At 46.5% G+C, this 15344-nt stretch carries 19 protein-coding genes and 1 tRNA gene; 9 read left to right on the forward strand and 11 right to left on the reverse strand.

What is annotated here, in order from left to right; translation table 11 throughout:
* Positions 1-181 precede the first annotated feature (181 nt).
* The 3 genes from ACSAZK_RS11140 (at position 182) to ACSAZK_RS11150 (ending at position 2626) form a co-directional block, all read left to right on the forward strand.
* A complete protein-coding gene (locus ACSAZK_RS11140; protein WP_440954207.1) occupies positions 182-475 on the forward strand; it encodes a hypothetical protein in 294 nt (97 codons plus the stop codon).
* Positions 476-706: 231 nt separating this feature from the next.
* Positions 707-1459, forward strand: a complete 753-nt coding sequence (locus ACSAZK_RS11145) for a HesA/MoeB/ThiF family protein (RefSeq protein WP_440954208.1) — start codon at positions 707-709, stop codon at positions 1457-1459.
* Between the two features lie 183 nt (positions 1460-1642).
* A complete protein-coding gene (locus ACSAZK_RS11150) occupies positions 1643-2626 on the forward strand; it encodes a hypothetical protein (protein WP_440954209.1) in 984 nt (327 codons plus the stop codon).
* 119 nt (positions 2627-2745) lie between these two features.
* Here the strand turns inward: ACSAZK_RS11150 and ACSAZK_RS11155 are convergent.
* Positions 2746-2819: transfer RNA gene (locus ACSAZK_RS11155), tRNA-Thr, on the reverse strand.
* A gap of 257 nt (positions 2820-3076) precedes the next feature.
* Between ACSAZK_RS11155 and ACSAZK_RS11160 the strand changes: the two genes are divergently transcribed.
* The 5 genes from ACSAZK_RS11160 to ACSAZK_RS11180 all read left to right on the forward strand — a co-directional run bounded on the left by ACSAZK_RS11160 (position 3077) and on the right by ACSAZK_RS11180 (position 7273).
* Positions 3077-3658, forward strand: a complete 582-nt coding sequence (locus tag ACSAZK_RS11160; RefSeq protein WP_440954210.1) for an aldolase — start codon at positions 3077-3079, stop codon at positions 3656-3658.
* 354 nt (positions 3659-4012) lie between these two features.
* Entirely contained in the window at positions 4013-4621 is a 609-nt protein-coding gene (locus ACSAZK_RS11165; protein ID WP_048181774.1) for a CDP-alcohol phosphatidyltransferase family protein, read from the forward strand.
* Positions 4622-4740: 119 nt separating this feature from the next.
* Positions 4741-5181, forward strand: a complete 441-nt coding sequence (locus ACSAZK_RS11170) for an archease (protein ID WP_440954211.1) — start codon at positions 4741-4743, stop codon at positions 5179-5181.
* 246 nt (positions 5182-5427) lie between these two features.
* Entirely contained in the window at positions 5428-5739 is a 312-nt protein-coding gene (locus tag ACSAZK_RS11175) for a hypothetical protein (RefSeq protein ID WP_440954212.1), read from the forward strand.
* 79 nt (positions 5740-5818) lie between these two features.
* Positions 5819-7273: an RtcB family protein gene (locus tag ACSAZK_RS11180; RefSeq protein ID WP_440957002.1), complete on the forward strand. Its 1455-nt coding sequence runs from the start codon at positions 5819-5821 to the stop codon at positions 7271-7273.
* Between the two features lie 213 nt (positions 7274-7486).
* Here the strand turns inward: ACSAZK_RS11180 and ACSAZK_RS11185 are convergent, their stop codons facing one another.
* A complete protein-coding gene (locus ACSAZK_RS11185) occupies positions 7487-8584 on the reverse strand; it encodes a hypothetical protein (protein ID WP_440954213.1) in 1098 nt (365 codons plus the stop codon).
* Positions 8585-8814: 230 nt separating this feature from the next.
* Complete coding sequence (locus ACSAZK_RS11190; protein ID WP_440954214.1) at positions 8815-8937, reverse strand: hypothetical protein; 123 nt, start codon at positions 8935-8937, stop codon at positions 8815-8817.
* Positions 8938-9978: 1041 nt separating this feature from the next.
* Here ACSAZK_RS11190 and ACSAZK_RS11195 point away from each other — a divergent pair.
* A complete protein-coding gene (locus ACSAZK_RS11195; protein ID WP_440954215.1) occupies positions 9979-10104 on the forward strand; it encodes a hypothetical protein in 126 nt (41 codons plus the stop codon).
* A gap of 11 nt (positions 10105-10115) precedes the next feature.
* Here the strand turns inward: ACSAZK_RS11195 and mtrH are convergent, their stop codons facing one another.
* From mtrH to mtrE, 8 genes are read right to left on the reverse strand one after another with little or no spacing between them, the layout of a single operon-like run.
* On the reverse strand, positions 10116-11063 hold the full coding sequence (mtrH, locus tag ACSAZK_RS11200) for a tetrahydromethanopterin S-methyltransferase subunit H (protein WP_440954216.1): 948 nt from the start codon (positions 11061-11063) through the stop codon (positions 10116-10118).
* 13 nt (positions 11064-11076) lie between these two features.
* Entirely contained in the window at positions 11077-11295 is a 219-nt protein-coding gene (mtrG, locus tag ACSAZK_RS11205) for a tetrahydromethanopterin S-methyltransferase subunit MtrG (protein WP_048181757.1), read from the reverse strand.
* Positions 11296-11312: 17 nt separating this feature from the next.
* Complete coding sequence (locus ACSAZK_RS11210) at positions 11313-11537, reverse strand: tetrahydromethanopterin S-methyltransferase subunit F (protein WP_440954217.1); 225 nt, start codon at positions 11535-11537, stop codon at positions 11313-11315.
* Complete coding sequence (gene mtrA, locus ACSAZK_RS11215) at positions 11537-12259, reverse strand: tetrahydromethanopterin S-methyltransferase subunit A (protein WP_440954218.1); 723 nt, start codon at positions 12257-12259, stop codon at positions 11537-11539. Before mtrA ends, ACSAZK_RS11210 begins: the two co-directional genes overlap by 1 nt.
* Before the next feature lies 1 nt (position 12260).
* On the reverse strand, positions 12261-12587 hold the full coding sequence (locus tag ACSAZK_RS11220; RefSeq protein ID WP_440954219.1) for a tetrahydromethanopterin S-methyltransferase subunit B: 327 nt from the start codon (positions 12585-12587) through the stop codon (positions 12261-12263).
* On the reverse strand, positions 12584-13387 hold the full coding sequence (gene mtrC, locus ACSAZK_RS11225; RefSeq protein WP_440954220.1) for a tetrahydromethanopterin S-methyltransferase subunit MtrC: 804 nt from the start codon (positions 13385-13387) through the stop codon (positions 12584-12586). Before mtrC ends, ACSAZK_RS11220 begins: the two co-directional genes overlap by 4 nt.
* A 1-nt stretch (position 13388) precedes the next feature.
* Positions 13389-14111 carry a tetrahydromethanopterin S-methyltransferase subunit D gene (mtrD, locus tag ACSAZK_RS11230; protein WP_440954221.1) on the reverse strand — a complete coding sequence of 241 codons (723 nt, stop codon included), beginning with the start codon at positions 14109-14111 and terminating at the stop codon, positions 13389-13391.
* Positions 14108-15025 (reverse strand): tetrahydromethanopterin S-methyltransferase subunit E, encoded by a 918-nt coding sequence (mtrE, locus tag ACSAZK_RS11235; RefSeq protein WP_440954222.1) that lies wholly within the window; start codon positions 15023-15025, stop codon positions 14108-14110. The genes mtrD and mtrE overlap by 4 nt, the downstream gene beginning before the upstream one ends.
* Positions 15026-15344 lie beyond the last annotated feature (319 nt).

Genomic DNA, 15344 nt, shown 5'->3' on the forward strand with positions numbered 1-15344 from the left:
TGAAATTAAGCTGACGTTGAAACACCCACAGGTTACGTAAGCACGAAAGTAACCAACCTGGATCTCTGATATTGAAACTGATCTGATATTGAATCCAATCCGATGCTTGAATGTGAAGTTAGCTTTGGTTTTTATGTGACACTCATGTTACCGGTACGGCTTGAGCCTGAAATTGGTTTTGATGCTTGAGTATGAAACTGGTTTAATGCTTGAGCATGAAACTGGTTTGATGCTTGTGTATGAACCTGGTTTGATGCTTGTGTATGAACCTGGTTTGATGCTTGTGTATGAACCTGGTTTGATGCTTGTGTATGAACCTGGTTTGATGCTTGTGTATGAAACTGGAGAGGGCTTGAAGTTGGATTCTACCTTTTTTATGAGCCTGACCTTAATTAATTTTTCCAAAAAAATGTTTAGATTTTTCATATCTTCTACAGTTTCGGTTCTTTTGCAGTCCCGATGTAATATTTTTTAACTTTCTCTCTATTTTTATTGGCCTCCCAACACTTCACTTTCAATATTCCTTCTTAACTTTCCAATTGCTTCCTCTCAACGTTCCAATCTCAATTCTCCCTTCTATACTTCCTCTTCTGCCGAAGAATCTATGAGGAAAGCTATCAATGATTATGTGAAAAAGGTCCTGAACCGGGATGAATTTCATATCTCGTAAAAGGCAGGTAAAAATCAATCTTAAAGGTGGCTTTACATGGATGATTTTGAACGTGAAAAATACAGCCGGCAGATTCTCCTTTTCGGGGAAGAGGGTCAGGAAAAGCTGAAAAATGCAAAGGTGTTCATTGCCGGGGTAGGCGGGCTTGGATCTCCGGTTTCCACATATCTGGCAATTTCAGGGATTGGTAAAATAATAATTGCGGACTTTGACTGCGTGGAAGCAAGTAACCTGAACAGGCAGTTCCTTCATCATGAGAAGGACATCGGCAGGGAGAAGGTAGAATCCGCAAAGGAAAAGCTCCTGGCTATGAACCCTGGAGTCGAAATAGAGGTCATAAGAGAAAAACTAACCGAAGAAAACGCAGATTCAATGGTTCCTAGTTGCGACCTTATCATAGATGCCCTTGATAACTTTGAGGCAAGGCATATTCTGAACAGGCTTGCGGTAAAAAGAAAGATCCCTCTCATCCATGGGGCAATTTCCGGGTATACGGGGCAGGCGACGACAATAATCCCTGGAAAAACCCCCTGCCTTTACTGCATTTTCCCCGGGGTTTCCGGAAAGGAGATGTTCCCTGCGGTCGGGACAACTCCCGGAATAATAGGTTCGATTCAGGCGAATGAAGCTATTAAGTATATAACCGGACAGGGAAAGCTTCTTGAAGGGCGTCTTTTGATGTGGGACGGCCTCTTCTGTTCTTTAACCGAGATCAAGCTTGCAAAAAGGAATAATTGTCCGGTCTGCGGCGGACAGATGGGCGAAATTCCGGAAAGTGATCTCAGGTGAAGATACTATCTAAACCAAAGAACCGATATTGGATTCTAAACTGGTTTGGTGAAAGACTAATACTGGATAATTAACTGAGCTCAAGTAAATGAATTATGTCGGGGAGTTTTTGTAAATTCTTTTTTCGGCAGGTCAACTAATTTTATATATTACGGTCGATATATCTCATTGGGGGTATGTTGGATGAAGCCGAATGCTCGGAAAGTTGGGCAGAAAAGTAATTGCCCAAGAGACAATCCCGGTTTGAATGTTCAGGATTCTTATGGCATCGTTCCGGCAAGTTCCTCTGCTTCCTGTTCTTTTCCCCCGGGAGTTCCCTACCTTGATCTCAGTATTTTCCGGGAGGCAGGGGTAAAATCTCTCATAAAAAAACGCAGTAAAGATATGTACCGGTTGCTGCAGGATGTCCGTTTTGATGGAAAGTACTACCAGGTAAAATGTGTAAAATCCGCCGGATGGGTGTGTTGCTGGGACCTGGCAGTTAGGGTCGAGTTTTTTGGAAAAATGCAGGGGGTTACCATTTATCCGAAGCGCAAAGTGCTCAAAGCCGAAAAAAGGATTGTGTACAAATCCCTTATCCTGGTGAATCCTTACGAACTCTGGGAAGAAGAACTGGTCAGCAAGTTCTGGAATATTCAGGAACGGCTTGAGTACCTTATTGCCAGAATCCTCTTTCACGAATGCATTCACGTCATGATTGCTCTCGGGAAAATCCTGCCGGCAGGTTTTGGGGAAACGGACATTTTTCTTGAATTCAGGAAGGTACTGGAAACCGCAAACTCGGAAAAACTGGGGGTAGAACGCCGGGAAGTCCAGTTCCGTCTCTGGAACCTCGCTGTGTTTGGCTCTTTGGACGAGGACGCCGAGGAAGAATTGTTCATGCGTGTCCTGGAAATTTACGAATTTCTTCTCAACGAAAAATACAGCACCCAGAAAACCGGTAAAGCTTTTGGCTGCCCTCTGGGCAATAAAAAAGTAGCCGGAAAATACTCCTGGATGGCAGCCGTGAAGGCAGGAGGTAGTCGTCAGGTTGAAAAGAATGTCTGGGAAACCGAGTCCCGAAGACTTCGCAGGGCTCTGGTCACGTTGTTTGATGCGATTGATAGGGAATCCAGGCCTGAACGGAAAAAGCTTCCGGAAATAAAGCCGCAGAAAAACAAGGATTGAAAAAAATTGAAAATTAAAGAGGTTGACAGGAAAAATGTCTGGAATAAAAATGAGCATTTCTTGTATGAATAAAATAAGAATGAAAGAAGCCGGAAGGCTTCAAACAAAAAGCAAATGCAAGCCCCGTGCGAGATTCGAACTCGCGACCTAGTGATTACAAGTCACTCGCTCTACCGGGCTGAGCCAACGAGGCACGATGAAAGCGCTTGCAGACTTATCTAAATACAATACTCACAGATAAATCTTATGGCAGATTTCCGCTGCTCTGTCCCCAGTATTTTCTGCTCTTAGCTTTTCCCTGTTTCCTGTATTCTTTGTTTACCGCGCTTCTTTTCCTTTTCCTGCCTTTTTTTCTTTTATTTTTTCCCTGTTTCTTTTCAGGTTTCTATCTTATAGGGTTGGGTGCGGCGCATAAAACTTATGGCACTCTTCCACTATACTTTGCCTAAGATGTGGCATGAAATTGCAAAATACGGACGCAAGTTGGTGGAACACGGGCTTGTAGAGTCCCATTTCGGGAACATTAGTGTCAGGGCGGGAGACCGGATGATTATTACCAGGAGTGGATCTGCCCTTGATGAGATTACGGAAGACAGTGTTGTAGAGGTTGGGATCGAGGAGACCTCTTCCCTGGACCTGATAGCGTCCTCGGAGACGGTGGTGCACCGGGAGATTTATCGGAGGACTTCTGCCCTTGCAATTATTCACGCCCACTGCCCTTATGCGGTGGTGGAGTCCCTGCTGGTGGGAGCAGGCGGGGCAATAGAGCCTGTAGACAGCGAGGGACAGTACTTTCTGGGAGAAATCCCTGTGGTTAAGGGGGGTATCGGAAGCAGGGAGCTTGCGGAAAACACGGCGGAAGCGCTTTCAAAGCACAGGGGTCTTGTGGTCTACAGTCATGGGACTTTTGCTGTGGGAAGAGTTCTCAGTGAGGCTTACGTCGTGACCACGCAGCTTGAGCATTCGTGCAGGGTGAAGTATCTCTATGAACTTGCAGTGGATAAGCCCGGGAATTGCAGGGTCAGGGGATAAAAAAAGTACACTTGTTTGTAATTATTTACACCCGTGTATGTCCTCTACATCGTCTATCTCGTCGATATCTTGTGCATACCTATACATCGTCTACTCCGTCGATATCTTGTGCACTCCTGTATATCGTCTACGTCGCCTATAGTTTTCTGTACAATGTTTGCTTGTGTTGTTTATATAAAGTGTACATTCTTCTGGATGTAAACGTAAGTATAAATATAACAAGATAGGTAAAGACAGAAACATCACATGTCAAAACTATCCAGATCGGCATACGAAAATAGGAATGTTGCGTATTTTTTCCTGTGGCAGCTTTCCATCACGGATATTAAAAAATAAAAAAGATTTCTGAGTACCATGACGTTCGATGCACTGAGACCCTTCGCCTCAAAAGTTATTGAACCGCTGGCAGACCTTTTCATCCGGAAGGGTATCTCTCCTGATGTGGTTTCCATAGCTTCCCTTATCTGTGCCTTTATTGCGGGGCTCTGCTTTTACTACTCCCCGGCAGCCCGGGGTCTCGTCCTTCTGGCGGGTATCTTCGTTGTGCTGAATTCTGTCTTGGACGCCCTGGACGGGGCGGTTGCTCGGAAGTCAAATAAGGCCACTGCCAGGGGAGATTTCCTGGATCATGTTATCGACCGCTATTCGGATGTCTTTATTATCTGCAGCATCTTTTTTGCAGGTTACGTGCCCTGGCAGATCGGGGTTGCGGCAATCGTGGGTGTGCTGCTGACAAGCTACCTGGGGACCCAGGCTCAGGCCCTTTCTCTTGGAAGGTACTACGGAGGGATCATGGGCAGGGCTGACCGTCTGGTGGTTATCATCCTCTCTGCCTTTGTAAATTTTGCCTACCCGGCTACCATCGCTGGCTTTTCTATCCTGGGCTGGGCAGTTACCCTGATTGCATTGACCAGTCACATCACGGCTTTTCAGAGAATACATTACATCTGGAACAGGCTGTAAACTAAGGTCTCTTTTCAGTTCTTCCGGAAACTTTTCCGGGAATGGATATTTCCACCCTGAGTAAAAACAGGCTCATGAGGCGGATAAACTTAATGTAACACAAAACCCAATACAGGACTATGCCGCCTCAACCTGAGCAGTACGAATACCTTGAACATACGGCAGATGCGAAATTCAGGGCGTATGGAAAAACCCTGGAAGAAGTCTTTGAAAATGCCGCTCTTGCCATGTTCAACGTGATGATTGACACTAAAAAGGTCCTTGTAGAGACCTCGCTGGAAGTTTCCCTCAAATCCCCGGGCCTGGACACCCTGCTTATTGACTGGCTTTCCGAACTTCTTTTTCTATTTGAAGTGGAGGAAACCATCTTCGGAGAATTCAGGGTAGAGGAGATCAGGGAAGCGGACGGTGAATACTCTCTGAAAGCCCGGGCATTGGGGGATAAATGGAACCTTGAAATCCATCCCTTTGAAACCGAGATCAAGGCGGTTACCTACAACCAGCTCGAACTTGAAAAGACGCCTGGGGGTTGGATGGCTCAGGTGGTTGTGGACCTTTAACTGGCGGCTTCTTAAGGTTCCAGAGGTTTGATAATGCCTTATCCGGTTCATGGATGAATGAAGCCCCTGGTAATCCTGGATTGTCCACTTTTCTACCCACTTTTTTGTCCATTTTTTTGTTCAGGTTTCTTTCATACAGCACCATATTCATATTTTCCTTATGTAAATCATTATCATTACGTCTTAGAATCATTGTATTAAGGAACAAACCATTGATCTGAGAATTATTGTACGGAAAATGTCCTTATGAATGACTGTACTACAAAATCATTGTCTCATGGAATTTTGAATTGCAGGTTAAAATCATTGTATTATGGAATTATTGAACCTCAGGGTAGAATCATTGCCTCATGGAATTTCGAATTGCAGGTTAAAATCATTGTCTCATGGATTATTGGACTATGGAACCTGAGCTCCCAGGCCCCTTTGAGAAATCTGTCATGGGAGCTGGCTGCAGGCAGTCCGGGTGTGGGCAGAAGAATTCCAGAGACGCAAGTCCAGGGAAGCATAATTATAAAAGCCAGAGGAGAGGTGGATTATAAATATGAAAGCAAATGAGGAGACAGGATCGGAATATGGAGGATTGGAGAGCGCGGGTTCGCAAAGTGAAGGGACAGAAAGTGCAGGCCCGGAAAGTATGCTTACGAGTGTGAGGGGCATGGTCCGGAAGCTTTCCGAAAACAGCTGGGAAATCCCTGTTGGGCACACTCCCGGAATGCAAGTCCCGGGGCGCCTTTTTGTGTCCGAAAAACTGCTTGCAAGCATTGATCCGGGCACAATTGACCAGATTGCAAATGTGTCAACTCTTCCTGGAATTCAGAAATATTCTATGGCTATGCCGGATGCTCACCTGGGATACGGCTTTGCCATCGGCGGGGTCGCGGCCTTTGATAGTGAAGAGGGGATTATCAGTCCCGGCGGAGTGGGTTTTGACATTAACTGCGGAGTCCGTTTGATAAAGACGAACCTGCAAAAGGAGGATGTGGTCCCTCATATTAAGGAGCTTACGGACGGCCTTTTCAGAAACGTCCCCTCTGGAGTCGGGTCAAAAAGCCGGATCAGGGCTTCTGATAACGAGCTGGATGATGCTTTCCTGCATGGGGCAAAGTGGGCGGTGGAATCAGGGTATGGTGTGGAAGCCGACACCGAGCACTGTGAAGGGAATGGGTTCCTTGAAGGGGCAGATCCTGCATATGTTAGCGATAAAGCCCGGAAGCGAGGGAAACCCCAGTTCGGTACTCTGGGAAGTGGGAACCATTTCCTGGAAGTCCAGTATGTGGACGAGATTTATGATCGGGAGGTGGCTTCGGCTTTCGGGCTTGAGGAAGGGCAGGTCACTGTCATGGTTCACTGCGGGTCTAGAGGTGCCGGGCACCAGATCTGCACGGACCACCTTCAGACCTTGTCCCAGGCTGTGAAGAAGTACGGCATACAGATCCCTGATAAGCAGCTTGCCTGCGCCCCTGCGCAGTCAAAGGAAGCTCAGTCCTACTTCAAGGCAATGCTCTGTGCCGCAAATTATGCTTGGGCGAACCGGCAGGTTATCACTCACTGGACAAGGGAAACTTTTGAACAGGTTTTTGGCAGGGACTCCGATGAGCTTGGAATGGAACTGCTCTATGATGTTGCCCATAACGTGGCAAAACTCGAGGAACATCTTATCGAAGGCAGGAAAAAGGAAGTGTATGTGCACAGGAAAGGAGCTACCCGGGCCTTTCCCCCTGGTCATCCGGAGGTCCCTGCAGTGTTTAGGGATGTCGGGCAACCTGTTTTGATCCCTGGCAGCATGGGGACTTCATCCTACATTCTCTGTGGTACGAAAGAGGCGATGGATATCTCTTTCGGAAGCGCCTGTCACGGGGCTGGCAGGGTCATGAGCCGGGCGCACGCCAAGAAGGAATTCAGGGGAGAGGGCATAAAGGAGAAACTTGAAGCCATGGGGATTACGGTAAGGGCCACACATCCGTCCGTTATTGCAGAAGAAGCCCCCGACGTTTACAAGTCGAGTAGTGAGGTGGTAAATGTAGTGCATGAACTCGGGATTGCCCGGAAGGTTGCACGTGTTCTGCCTCTCGGGGTGGCAAAAGGCTAATCCCTCTCCTATGCGGGAATCCTTTGGACTGATCCGGTCTTAAAGGTGGTTTTTTTAGATAGGGTTTTGGGGGGAACTTCCTGCTTCGGGCGAAGTTTCCCTTTTTTGGGATCATTTTTTGGGTTTAAGATAATTTTCTGGATTGTTTTTTGGGTTTAAGATAATTTTCTGGATTGTTTTGGGTTTAAGATAATTTTCTGGATTGTTTTGGGTTTAAGATAATTTTTGGGAGTCAGAACCATTGATAGGTCCGGATTCTTCGTTGAACCTGAACACTATCATGCTGGCATAAGATGCAGGTTCAAAAGGAATTCCTTTTTCTTTGAATATGTTGGAGAAATATTCCACAAGGTTGGAGATTACCTTTTCATTTTTAAAGTCGTGGAAGATCGTCACGGATTCCTTCCCGGGTTCCAGGTAGAGTTCTATGTTCTTGACAAGCTGGGTTGCCAGGTACATTCTTTTGAATGCAATAAGCAGGTCGGGTAGGGTCATTTCGTTTAAGGACTGTTTGCACAGGCGTTCCAGGATTTTAGTGGGGTTCGGAGCATCCCCTGCGGCAAAGGTTTCAAACTGGTTCCTGTGCAGGGTAACGAGGTTATATCTTTCCACGTTGTAGGTATACATGAGCTGTGTCCAGAACTCGGTATTGTCATCGAGCTCTTTGCACACGATATCAAGGTACCCGAAGTGCTTCCTGATCCCGGGCATGGTTTCACTCGGGGAAACAGAGAGGTTCTTTTTGAAAGAGATCTGGGTAGAATTAGCTCTCCGGAAAATGTGTTCTACATCGAGTTGCACCCATTTTGCCAGGAAATGGGCCACAAGCTGGGCAAAAAATTCCCGGTTGTTTACCGTGGAGTTTGAAAAAATGACAAGGGCGGAGTCAGGGTCATTGATGTTTTCACATTTGATTGAAGTCCTGATGGGCCATTGGTAGCTCCGAGCAGCCCGGTTGAGATACCCTTCAAGTTCTTTCATATTCTGAACTTCAAAAGGATTTATCAGTTCATTTACCAGTTCTTCTTCCGTAAGCCTGCCTTTAGTGTACCTGAAGAGCCATTCGAGCATTGTCTTGTTTATAACAATATTTTCTCCACTCTGGATTGTGTCGTTTATCCCTTCTCTCGACGGAGCTTCTTTCAAAAATTTGATTGCCTCGTCAATGCTGTTATGATATATAAGCGCAGTATCGGCAACCGCAATGGTATCCCTTATTGCAGCACTCAGGTTCCCGTCATTGGCGTCCAGAAGTGGCTGTAATTTTTTAAGATATTTGTCATCAAGGGATATATTTTTTCGAATCAGCATTTTACCACCCAACACAATAATGCAGCTTTTGGTCCTCTATAAATCAATATGTAGTGTTTTGATACCTTATGTTGCGGTCCACAACTAATGTCCTGAACGAATCTGCGTTAGCTTTTAATTAATTCGATCCGGACACTGGATTTAAAGAACCAGTTGTTCCAAAATATATTTATGTGCTCCTAAAAATCTTTTGCTTTTTCCCTCTAATATTGGTGAAGTGTTATTGAATATTAAATCTTTCTATTTAGTGCTATTTTTTGAGAACTTTTACCAAAAGGCATTATTGATAAAATTGGTCCTAATCTAGCCTGCGTTTTTACTGCAAAGGCCAAATCTCCTTCTCTTCTTTCCATTTTGTTGTAAGCCGGAATATTAATTCTTGTGACTTCTGTACTATCAAAACCTTTGAATATATTATTTGTGACACTTGAAAAAATGTTTGATATCAAATTCACAATTTACTATTTATGTGTGTTATGATAGTCTATCTCTTGTGAATAAATACAAAACTGGAATGTGAATTGGGGTTCGCATTCCAGTTGAATGAAGTGGACGTGGGGTCTGAATGAATGGGGTTGTAAGGAGTGTGAACATACGTTTGCATACCTTTGCAGAAGTGGGGTATAGGTTTCTTCCCTTCTTTAAGTGTGCCTCAATTCTTTGTTGTTCGTAAAATTCCTCGGACAATGGAGCTTGGCCCTTACGTAAACAGCGGGTTTGGGAGTGGATTCGCACAATTCCTGGCCGGATGCTGGCGATTTTCCGGTCAGCACTCGGTCAGGTCATACATTACCTTAAATTGTCCCTGCTCTGCTGTTTTCAAATACGTCTCTATACTCTCCGGGAAAAGCGGGTTCCAAAAATTGATCGGTCTTCTTCTTTTTCTTCTTCTTCTTTTCCCAATCTTTTTTGAATTTTCATAATTTTTTGAATTTTAATTTTTATAAAACATTTATACTTTTATTATCTTTCTCTTATCAACCAATTTCTGATGCTTTCTATATGTTCGTCTCAAACTTTGTGAATGAAGAGGATATTGATCATACAGAAACTGGAAATTCACAAAAGATAACATAAAGATGTTCACGCCAGAATTCCACACTAAACGCTATCTCAAGAATTCTCCATAAAATGTATCGTAAGAATTCCACATAAAATTCTACACAACATAGTAACAGAATATAAAATAAACTTAAAAAGACTTATATTCGGCAGGTCGACATAATAATTTAGACATATCTCATGATGCCGTTTTTGAATTAATAATCTCTAACTGAAATCATTTGATAACGTTTACATATACTTGGTATCTCGGTCCATATATAACTATGAGTATGTGTATGGAATCTACAGACATTGGATGTAATTTCTGAAATAAGGCGAAAAACGGTATCGTGAAAAATTATTCAGAATATGCAAGCAACCTGCAGAAAGCAAGAAAAGAGGCAAAAACAAAAGAAAAAGCAAAGGGAAAACATTCCGCTTTGCTTTCCGGATGTTTCCATCCGTTTTTAAGATAACTTTTTTGAGCTTATGTCAACTGGTTGACCGGGTGGTTCTCCACAGCGATCTCTATGTCGAGTTCTTTTGCGGTTTCTCCGAGCATGATGTCGACCATTGCGACAGCCGGGAAGACCTTCTCGACGTTTTCGATCGGACCGTAGAGCAGGAAGTCAGAACCAGCGATCTGGGCCACCAGGTTTGTCCCGATGTCAGAGGGCATGTAGATCGACTTCGGGTCGGGCTGAGTCTTCTTGAACTTCCTGAGCCAGTCCCATGCGGATGCCATGTTGTGGTATCCACCGCCTACAGGCAGGCCGAGCTTTCCCTTGATGGTGGGGACTGAGCGGATTGTTGCGCCTGAGCCGGCACCAAGAGGCATTGCTGCAACGTCGATCAGGGGAACCGTGATCCCACATTCCTCGGCTATCTGGAGCATACCCTTGTCCTGTCCGGAACCGCCGACTTCAAGAATGTCGAGTTTACCTTTAACGCTTGGGTCGGTTGCGTTGAAGGCCAGCACGATGGCAGCTTCCACATCGCTTTCCGTGAGGACGTCAATTTCGTCCTGTTCGATACTAGCGTTGATGGAGTTGTGGATTGCCCTGTCAGCGACACCGATTTCGGTACAGTACTGGGCAGCGGCTGCGCGTACTTCACCGGCTGAAGAGTCGATCAGGAAGGGGGTCCTGTCATCGATTCCAACGAACCAGTCGATGTATTTCTTGATGGACTCGGGGGTTTCTCCCACAATCTGGTTCACGTAGGGGTTTCCTGTAGCGTCACTCAGTTCTACCTGGGTGTTCCACAGGGTTTCTGCGGCTGCTACGTCGAATAGTCCCTTGTCCTCGTCGGTCACGATCTTGTGCCTTGCGTAGAACATGGTACTGACTAACACGGTCGGGTACTCACCCGGCTGGCCGCCGAACTTGACTCCGCCAATTTCAAAAACTTCCTGTTTCTTATCAAACTTGAACATTTTGATCCCTCACTTATAAGAACATTGATGATACCGAGACATAGATCAGGAAGAGAAGCAGTCCGATCACTGCACCGTAGAGGATCCCAATGTCTCTTCCTACCTTCTTTCCGATTCTCTGCGCAACTTCACTGTTGACGAACTCGACCTTTTCATCGATCAGGTCAAGCCTCTTCAATACTTCGCTAAACTCATCTGGATCTACAAATGCGGCTGGTGCTTTTCCATCCATTTTATTCACCTCTCAATTTAGAGACCCCAGATGATTAACGGGAGTATGATTACCATCACCAGTGAAAAGAGGAAACCCAGTGCGAAGCCGATAAGCCCGGTGGACATGACTCCGGAGTCCAGCTTCTGGTTCCTCGCAATCAACTGCGCTCTGTACCGGATGCTCTCAACAGTAGCATCAATTGCACCCATCTGGGGGGGAAGCACCATTGGGACGCCTTGTCCTTCTTCTGCCATTTTCATTACCTCCCGAGAAGTAATAACCCAAGCAGGGATATGGTTACAGTCAGTCCGATCATGGCACCTTCAACCTTGCCGGCGTGAATCCCTGAGTGGAACTTGTTCAGGTTTCCGATGTCAAGCATCCGGGCTTCAATGCCCTTCAACCGGCTGCGGATTGTTGCGATTTCTCCGGAAACCGGCCTTACAACACCTACATCTTCTTCGCCTTCGCCTTCCTCGCTGATCTCTACGACCAGGGGTTCGGCATCGAAGGCTCCTGGATCCTTTGAAACGAGTTCTTTTACCTTGGCAGTGATGGTACCCATATCTTCGGTGTTCAGCAGTTCGACGGTCTCGACCTGTGCCTGGAAGCGTTCAACTGCTTCGGGATTCAGGTTTTCGACGTACGGAATGGCTCCGATTGCGCCTACGATCCTGTTGTCCTTCACACCGTTTGCGTGCAGGCTGATCGCTGCCTGTCCCGTAATATGCCCTTTAACTTCTGCTCCTGTTACAACCAGGTATCTGATGTTAGGGTTTGAAATTACGTGGGCAACGACCTTTTCAATACCAAGGTTCTCGGTTTTACAGGATCCTGTTATTGCTGCTCCTGCATCGAGAACAGGCTTGCCTGGAAGGTGTGATGCGCAGGTAATTACTGCAACACAGCCCTTCACATCGCCGACTTCGTATTCACCTTTAAGGATTGGCCATCCTGGGGCTGGTTCTCTTTTATCTACCATTTTAGATCACCCCTCCCATCAGGCTGTATATATATATTATCAATGCCAGCAGTCCGCTGAATGCAAGACCCACGATAATTCCGTAGAAGGAGTTCCCGTAGATTCCAGCCAGGTAAGAGGTGTTCTCACGTCCGGGCCAGGTGTTCAGGAGCGGCATGCTGGGAGAGAGGGAGTTCACGAGGTCCTCTGAAATTGCTTCCAGTTTGTCAAGCCTCTCAAAGACCGGTTCCATGGAATACGCAATTGAGTCCGACCTTTCTTCTGCCACAAGGGCGGTGTCGGGGTCCAGAACCAGGTGTACTTCGGGGGCTATACGAATCATGCTCATTGTAGTTCCTCCTCACTGGGCAGAAGGCCGGTTCCAATCACTGCGTATGCGTCTCTCTTGACGAATCCGTAGTACTTGTTGAATGCCAGGTACCAGATAGTGAGCCCCACAAGAACTGTGACAAAGGCAGGTCCAAGACCTTCGTTGATTGAGGATGCGAGACCTGCAACAACCATTGCAAGGGCTGCCTTCTCAACACCAACTATAAGGGTCCTGTCCTGTTTCTCATCGGGTCCGAGGTTTGCGTTGAAGGGGTGAAGGATTCCCATACCGCCGACGATGAAGATCATTGCGATAAACCCGGTTGAGACTACAGTATCAAGTACGGCTCCGTATTCGAAGGTTCCGGCAATGACGGTGCTAAGTCCGATGATTGCCAGGGTCCCTGCACCTGCAATTTCAACCATTGCCCGTTCCATGATCGGGATTCCCATTCCTATTACCTTGTTAGCAAGCACACCGATTATAGCACCGATGACTGCTGCTGCGATAAAGGATACTATTGGGCCTGCGACGCCTCCTATCGAAAGTCCGAAGAGGGCTGTGACAATACCCATGCCAAGGGAGATCATCCCGATGGACGGAACTCCGGTACCAAGCCCGTAGCTTGCAACACGGCGGACCGCGTCAGCACCCCAGACGATGGCACAGATTGCCGCGATACCTCCGAAGAAGGAGAATGTTGCGGGCAGGAAGTGTGCCAGGTAAATTCCTATGAGTCCGCCTGCAGCACCGATTCCTATTATTGTGTTTGGAGGTAAGCCGCCTTTGGCTTCTCCTCCGGCTCCACCTGCAGACATTTTAGAGACCTCCAAGCTGTGAAATTGCGATTACTGCCACGAGTGCGCAGAAAATCGTTGCGACAAAGGATGAAATTACCGCTTTCGGCCACTTCTTCCATTTCGGGTCATGGAATCCTTCGATGGTACCTCCAATGTTGTATGAGGGGATTACAGCATTCACGAAGAAGATACCTACTGCGAAAATTGCCACAAGTCCGATCATATTTGCATCGACTTCGGCGACTCCCATGCCGACCTTCAGGAGGGCGTAGTAGACGAGGGATCCACCAAAGCCACCAAGAGCCCCACCGATAACTCCACTAACAAAAGAGACTGTTGGGAGTCCGTGTCCTTCAGTTCCCTGGGACACATAAAGGTCCTGACGGTCATGGGTTATTGGGTCTTCCTTGACCTTTGCGGAAGAAGGCACACAGCCTACACCATATACGTAAACCCAGGTCCCTACGATCATGGTAACTGAGATCATGATCATGGCACCGACTGTGCCAGAGGCGAGAATCAGGGGAAGGTTGTCGACCACGTTCATCATGTACCCGGCACTGATAAGCCCGGTAAGTCCTGCTCCGGCTGCCAGCTGCACTGTACCGGTTCCGATACCGGTTGCCTGTGCCATAGCTGCAGGCGCACCGCCCACAGGCACAAAGTGGACGCTCCAGGAAATCAGCACGCCGCCGATAACGACCAGGAACATCCATACGAGGTTTGCTGCGAGGTCAATCATGCTGCTGCCTCCTCTTCAGGCTTGTCTTCCTTGTACGGTCCATAGTTGTTGCGGGCAGCAACTTCAATTTTCCTGTTCCAGATAATTAAGATAAAGACAATGATAATCCCTGCAACAGCTGAGAGCCAGCCCTGTGCGATGCTTACTGCGGGATCAAAAACAGTTGTTACCCAGCTGCCCAGGAAAACGGTCATACCAAAAGCGATACCTGTTACAGGTCCACCGAACTTTGCACAGAACCAGGAGTTATCGTACCCGTTCCTGAGGCCGGATTCTGCAAACCTTACAATGTTACCGGAGTTCGAAGCGTTCAAACCTGAACCGAATTCGAACTGCTGGAATTCACGCTCTGCGCCGTAGTGGACGTCACCGGTGGATGACCCTATTGCACCTATCGTGATTCCCCAGATAAAGGCTAGCAGGGGCAGAGGGAAGGGGTGTCCGAGGACAACGTTCATCATGTACGAAATGATCAGGACACAGAACGTCGTTATGAACGCATATGCCATGATTACAGGGGTGTGGCTCCGGATCATGTCCAGGTATACCGGCTGCTTGAAACGGCTCTGACTTGCAGCCCTGCCCATTGTAGAGGTCATGGCGTAGGTGCCGTGGACACATGCTGCAATGAGGGCACCGATAACCAGTGCAAAGAGCGGAGACAGATTGAATTCACCCATTAATACTACAGCGCCGGTTGCACCAATTGCACTCATTAGTGCGTTTGATGGTGGTTCACCAGAAACAGCTTTGTTATAGATTCGATGCGGAAACATCATTTGGGGAGCTAACTGGACCTGCGAGTTCGGGTTACTCTGGGACCCTACATCGGATTCGAGGTCTTCTGAGGCACCTGCAATGGTTGCAGCTACGCCCATAAGTGCCAGTACTCCCATGCCTATGAGTGGTTCCATTCATTTTCCTCCTTTAATTTTATTAACATGTTAATAAGTTGGATTCAAAAAAACGCTGTACTTTTTTTTGGAATCGTTGGCCATATCATTGCAAAGAAAAATGATGATGACTAGCGTTATTTTTGGGATTAGAGAGAATCATTCATAAACCTTTCGAAATATGTAGGCATTTAAAATATTATTATAGGATTATATAATATACAATCATTTTTATATGATGTATGTAGCAGGAAAAGTGCACTAAATGTTAAATATATATAAAAAAACATATTATACTCCTTTCAATATCATATAAAGATTGCGATATTGATATGGGCCA

The sequence above is a fragment of the Methanosarcina sediminis genome, assembly GCF_052056915.1.
Lineage (GTDB): Archaea > Halobacteriota > Methanosarcinia > Methanosarcinales > Methanosarcinaceae > MTP4.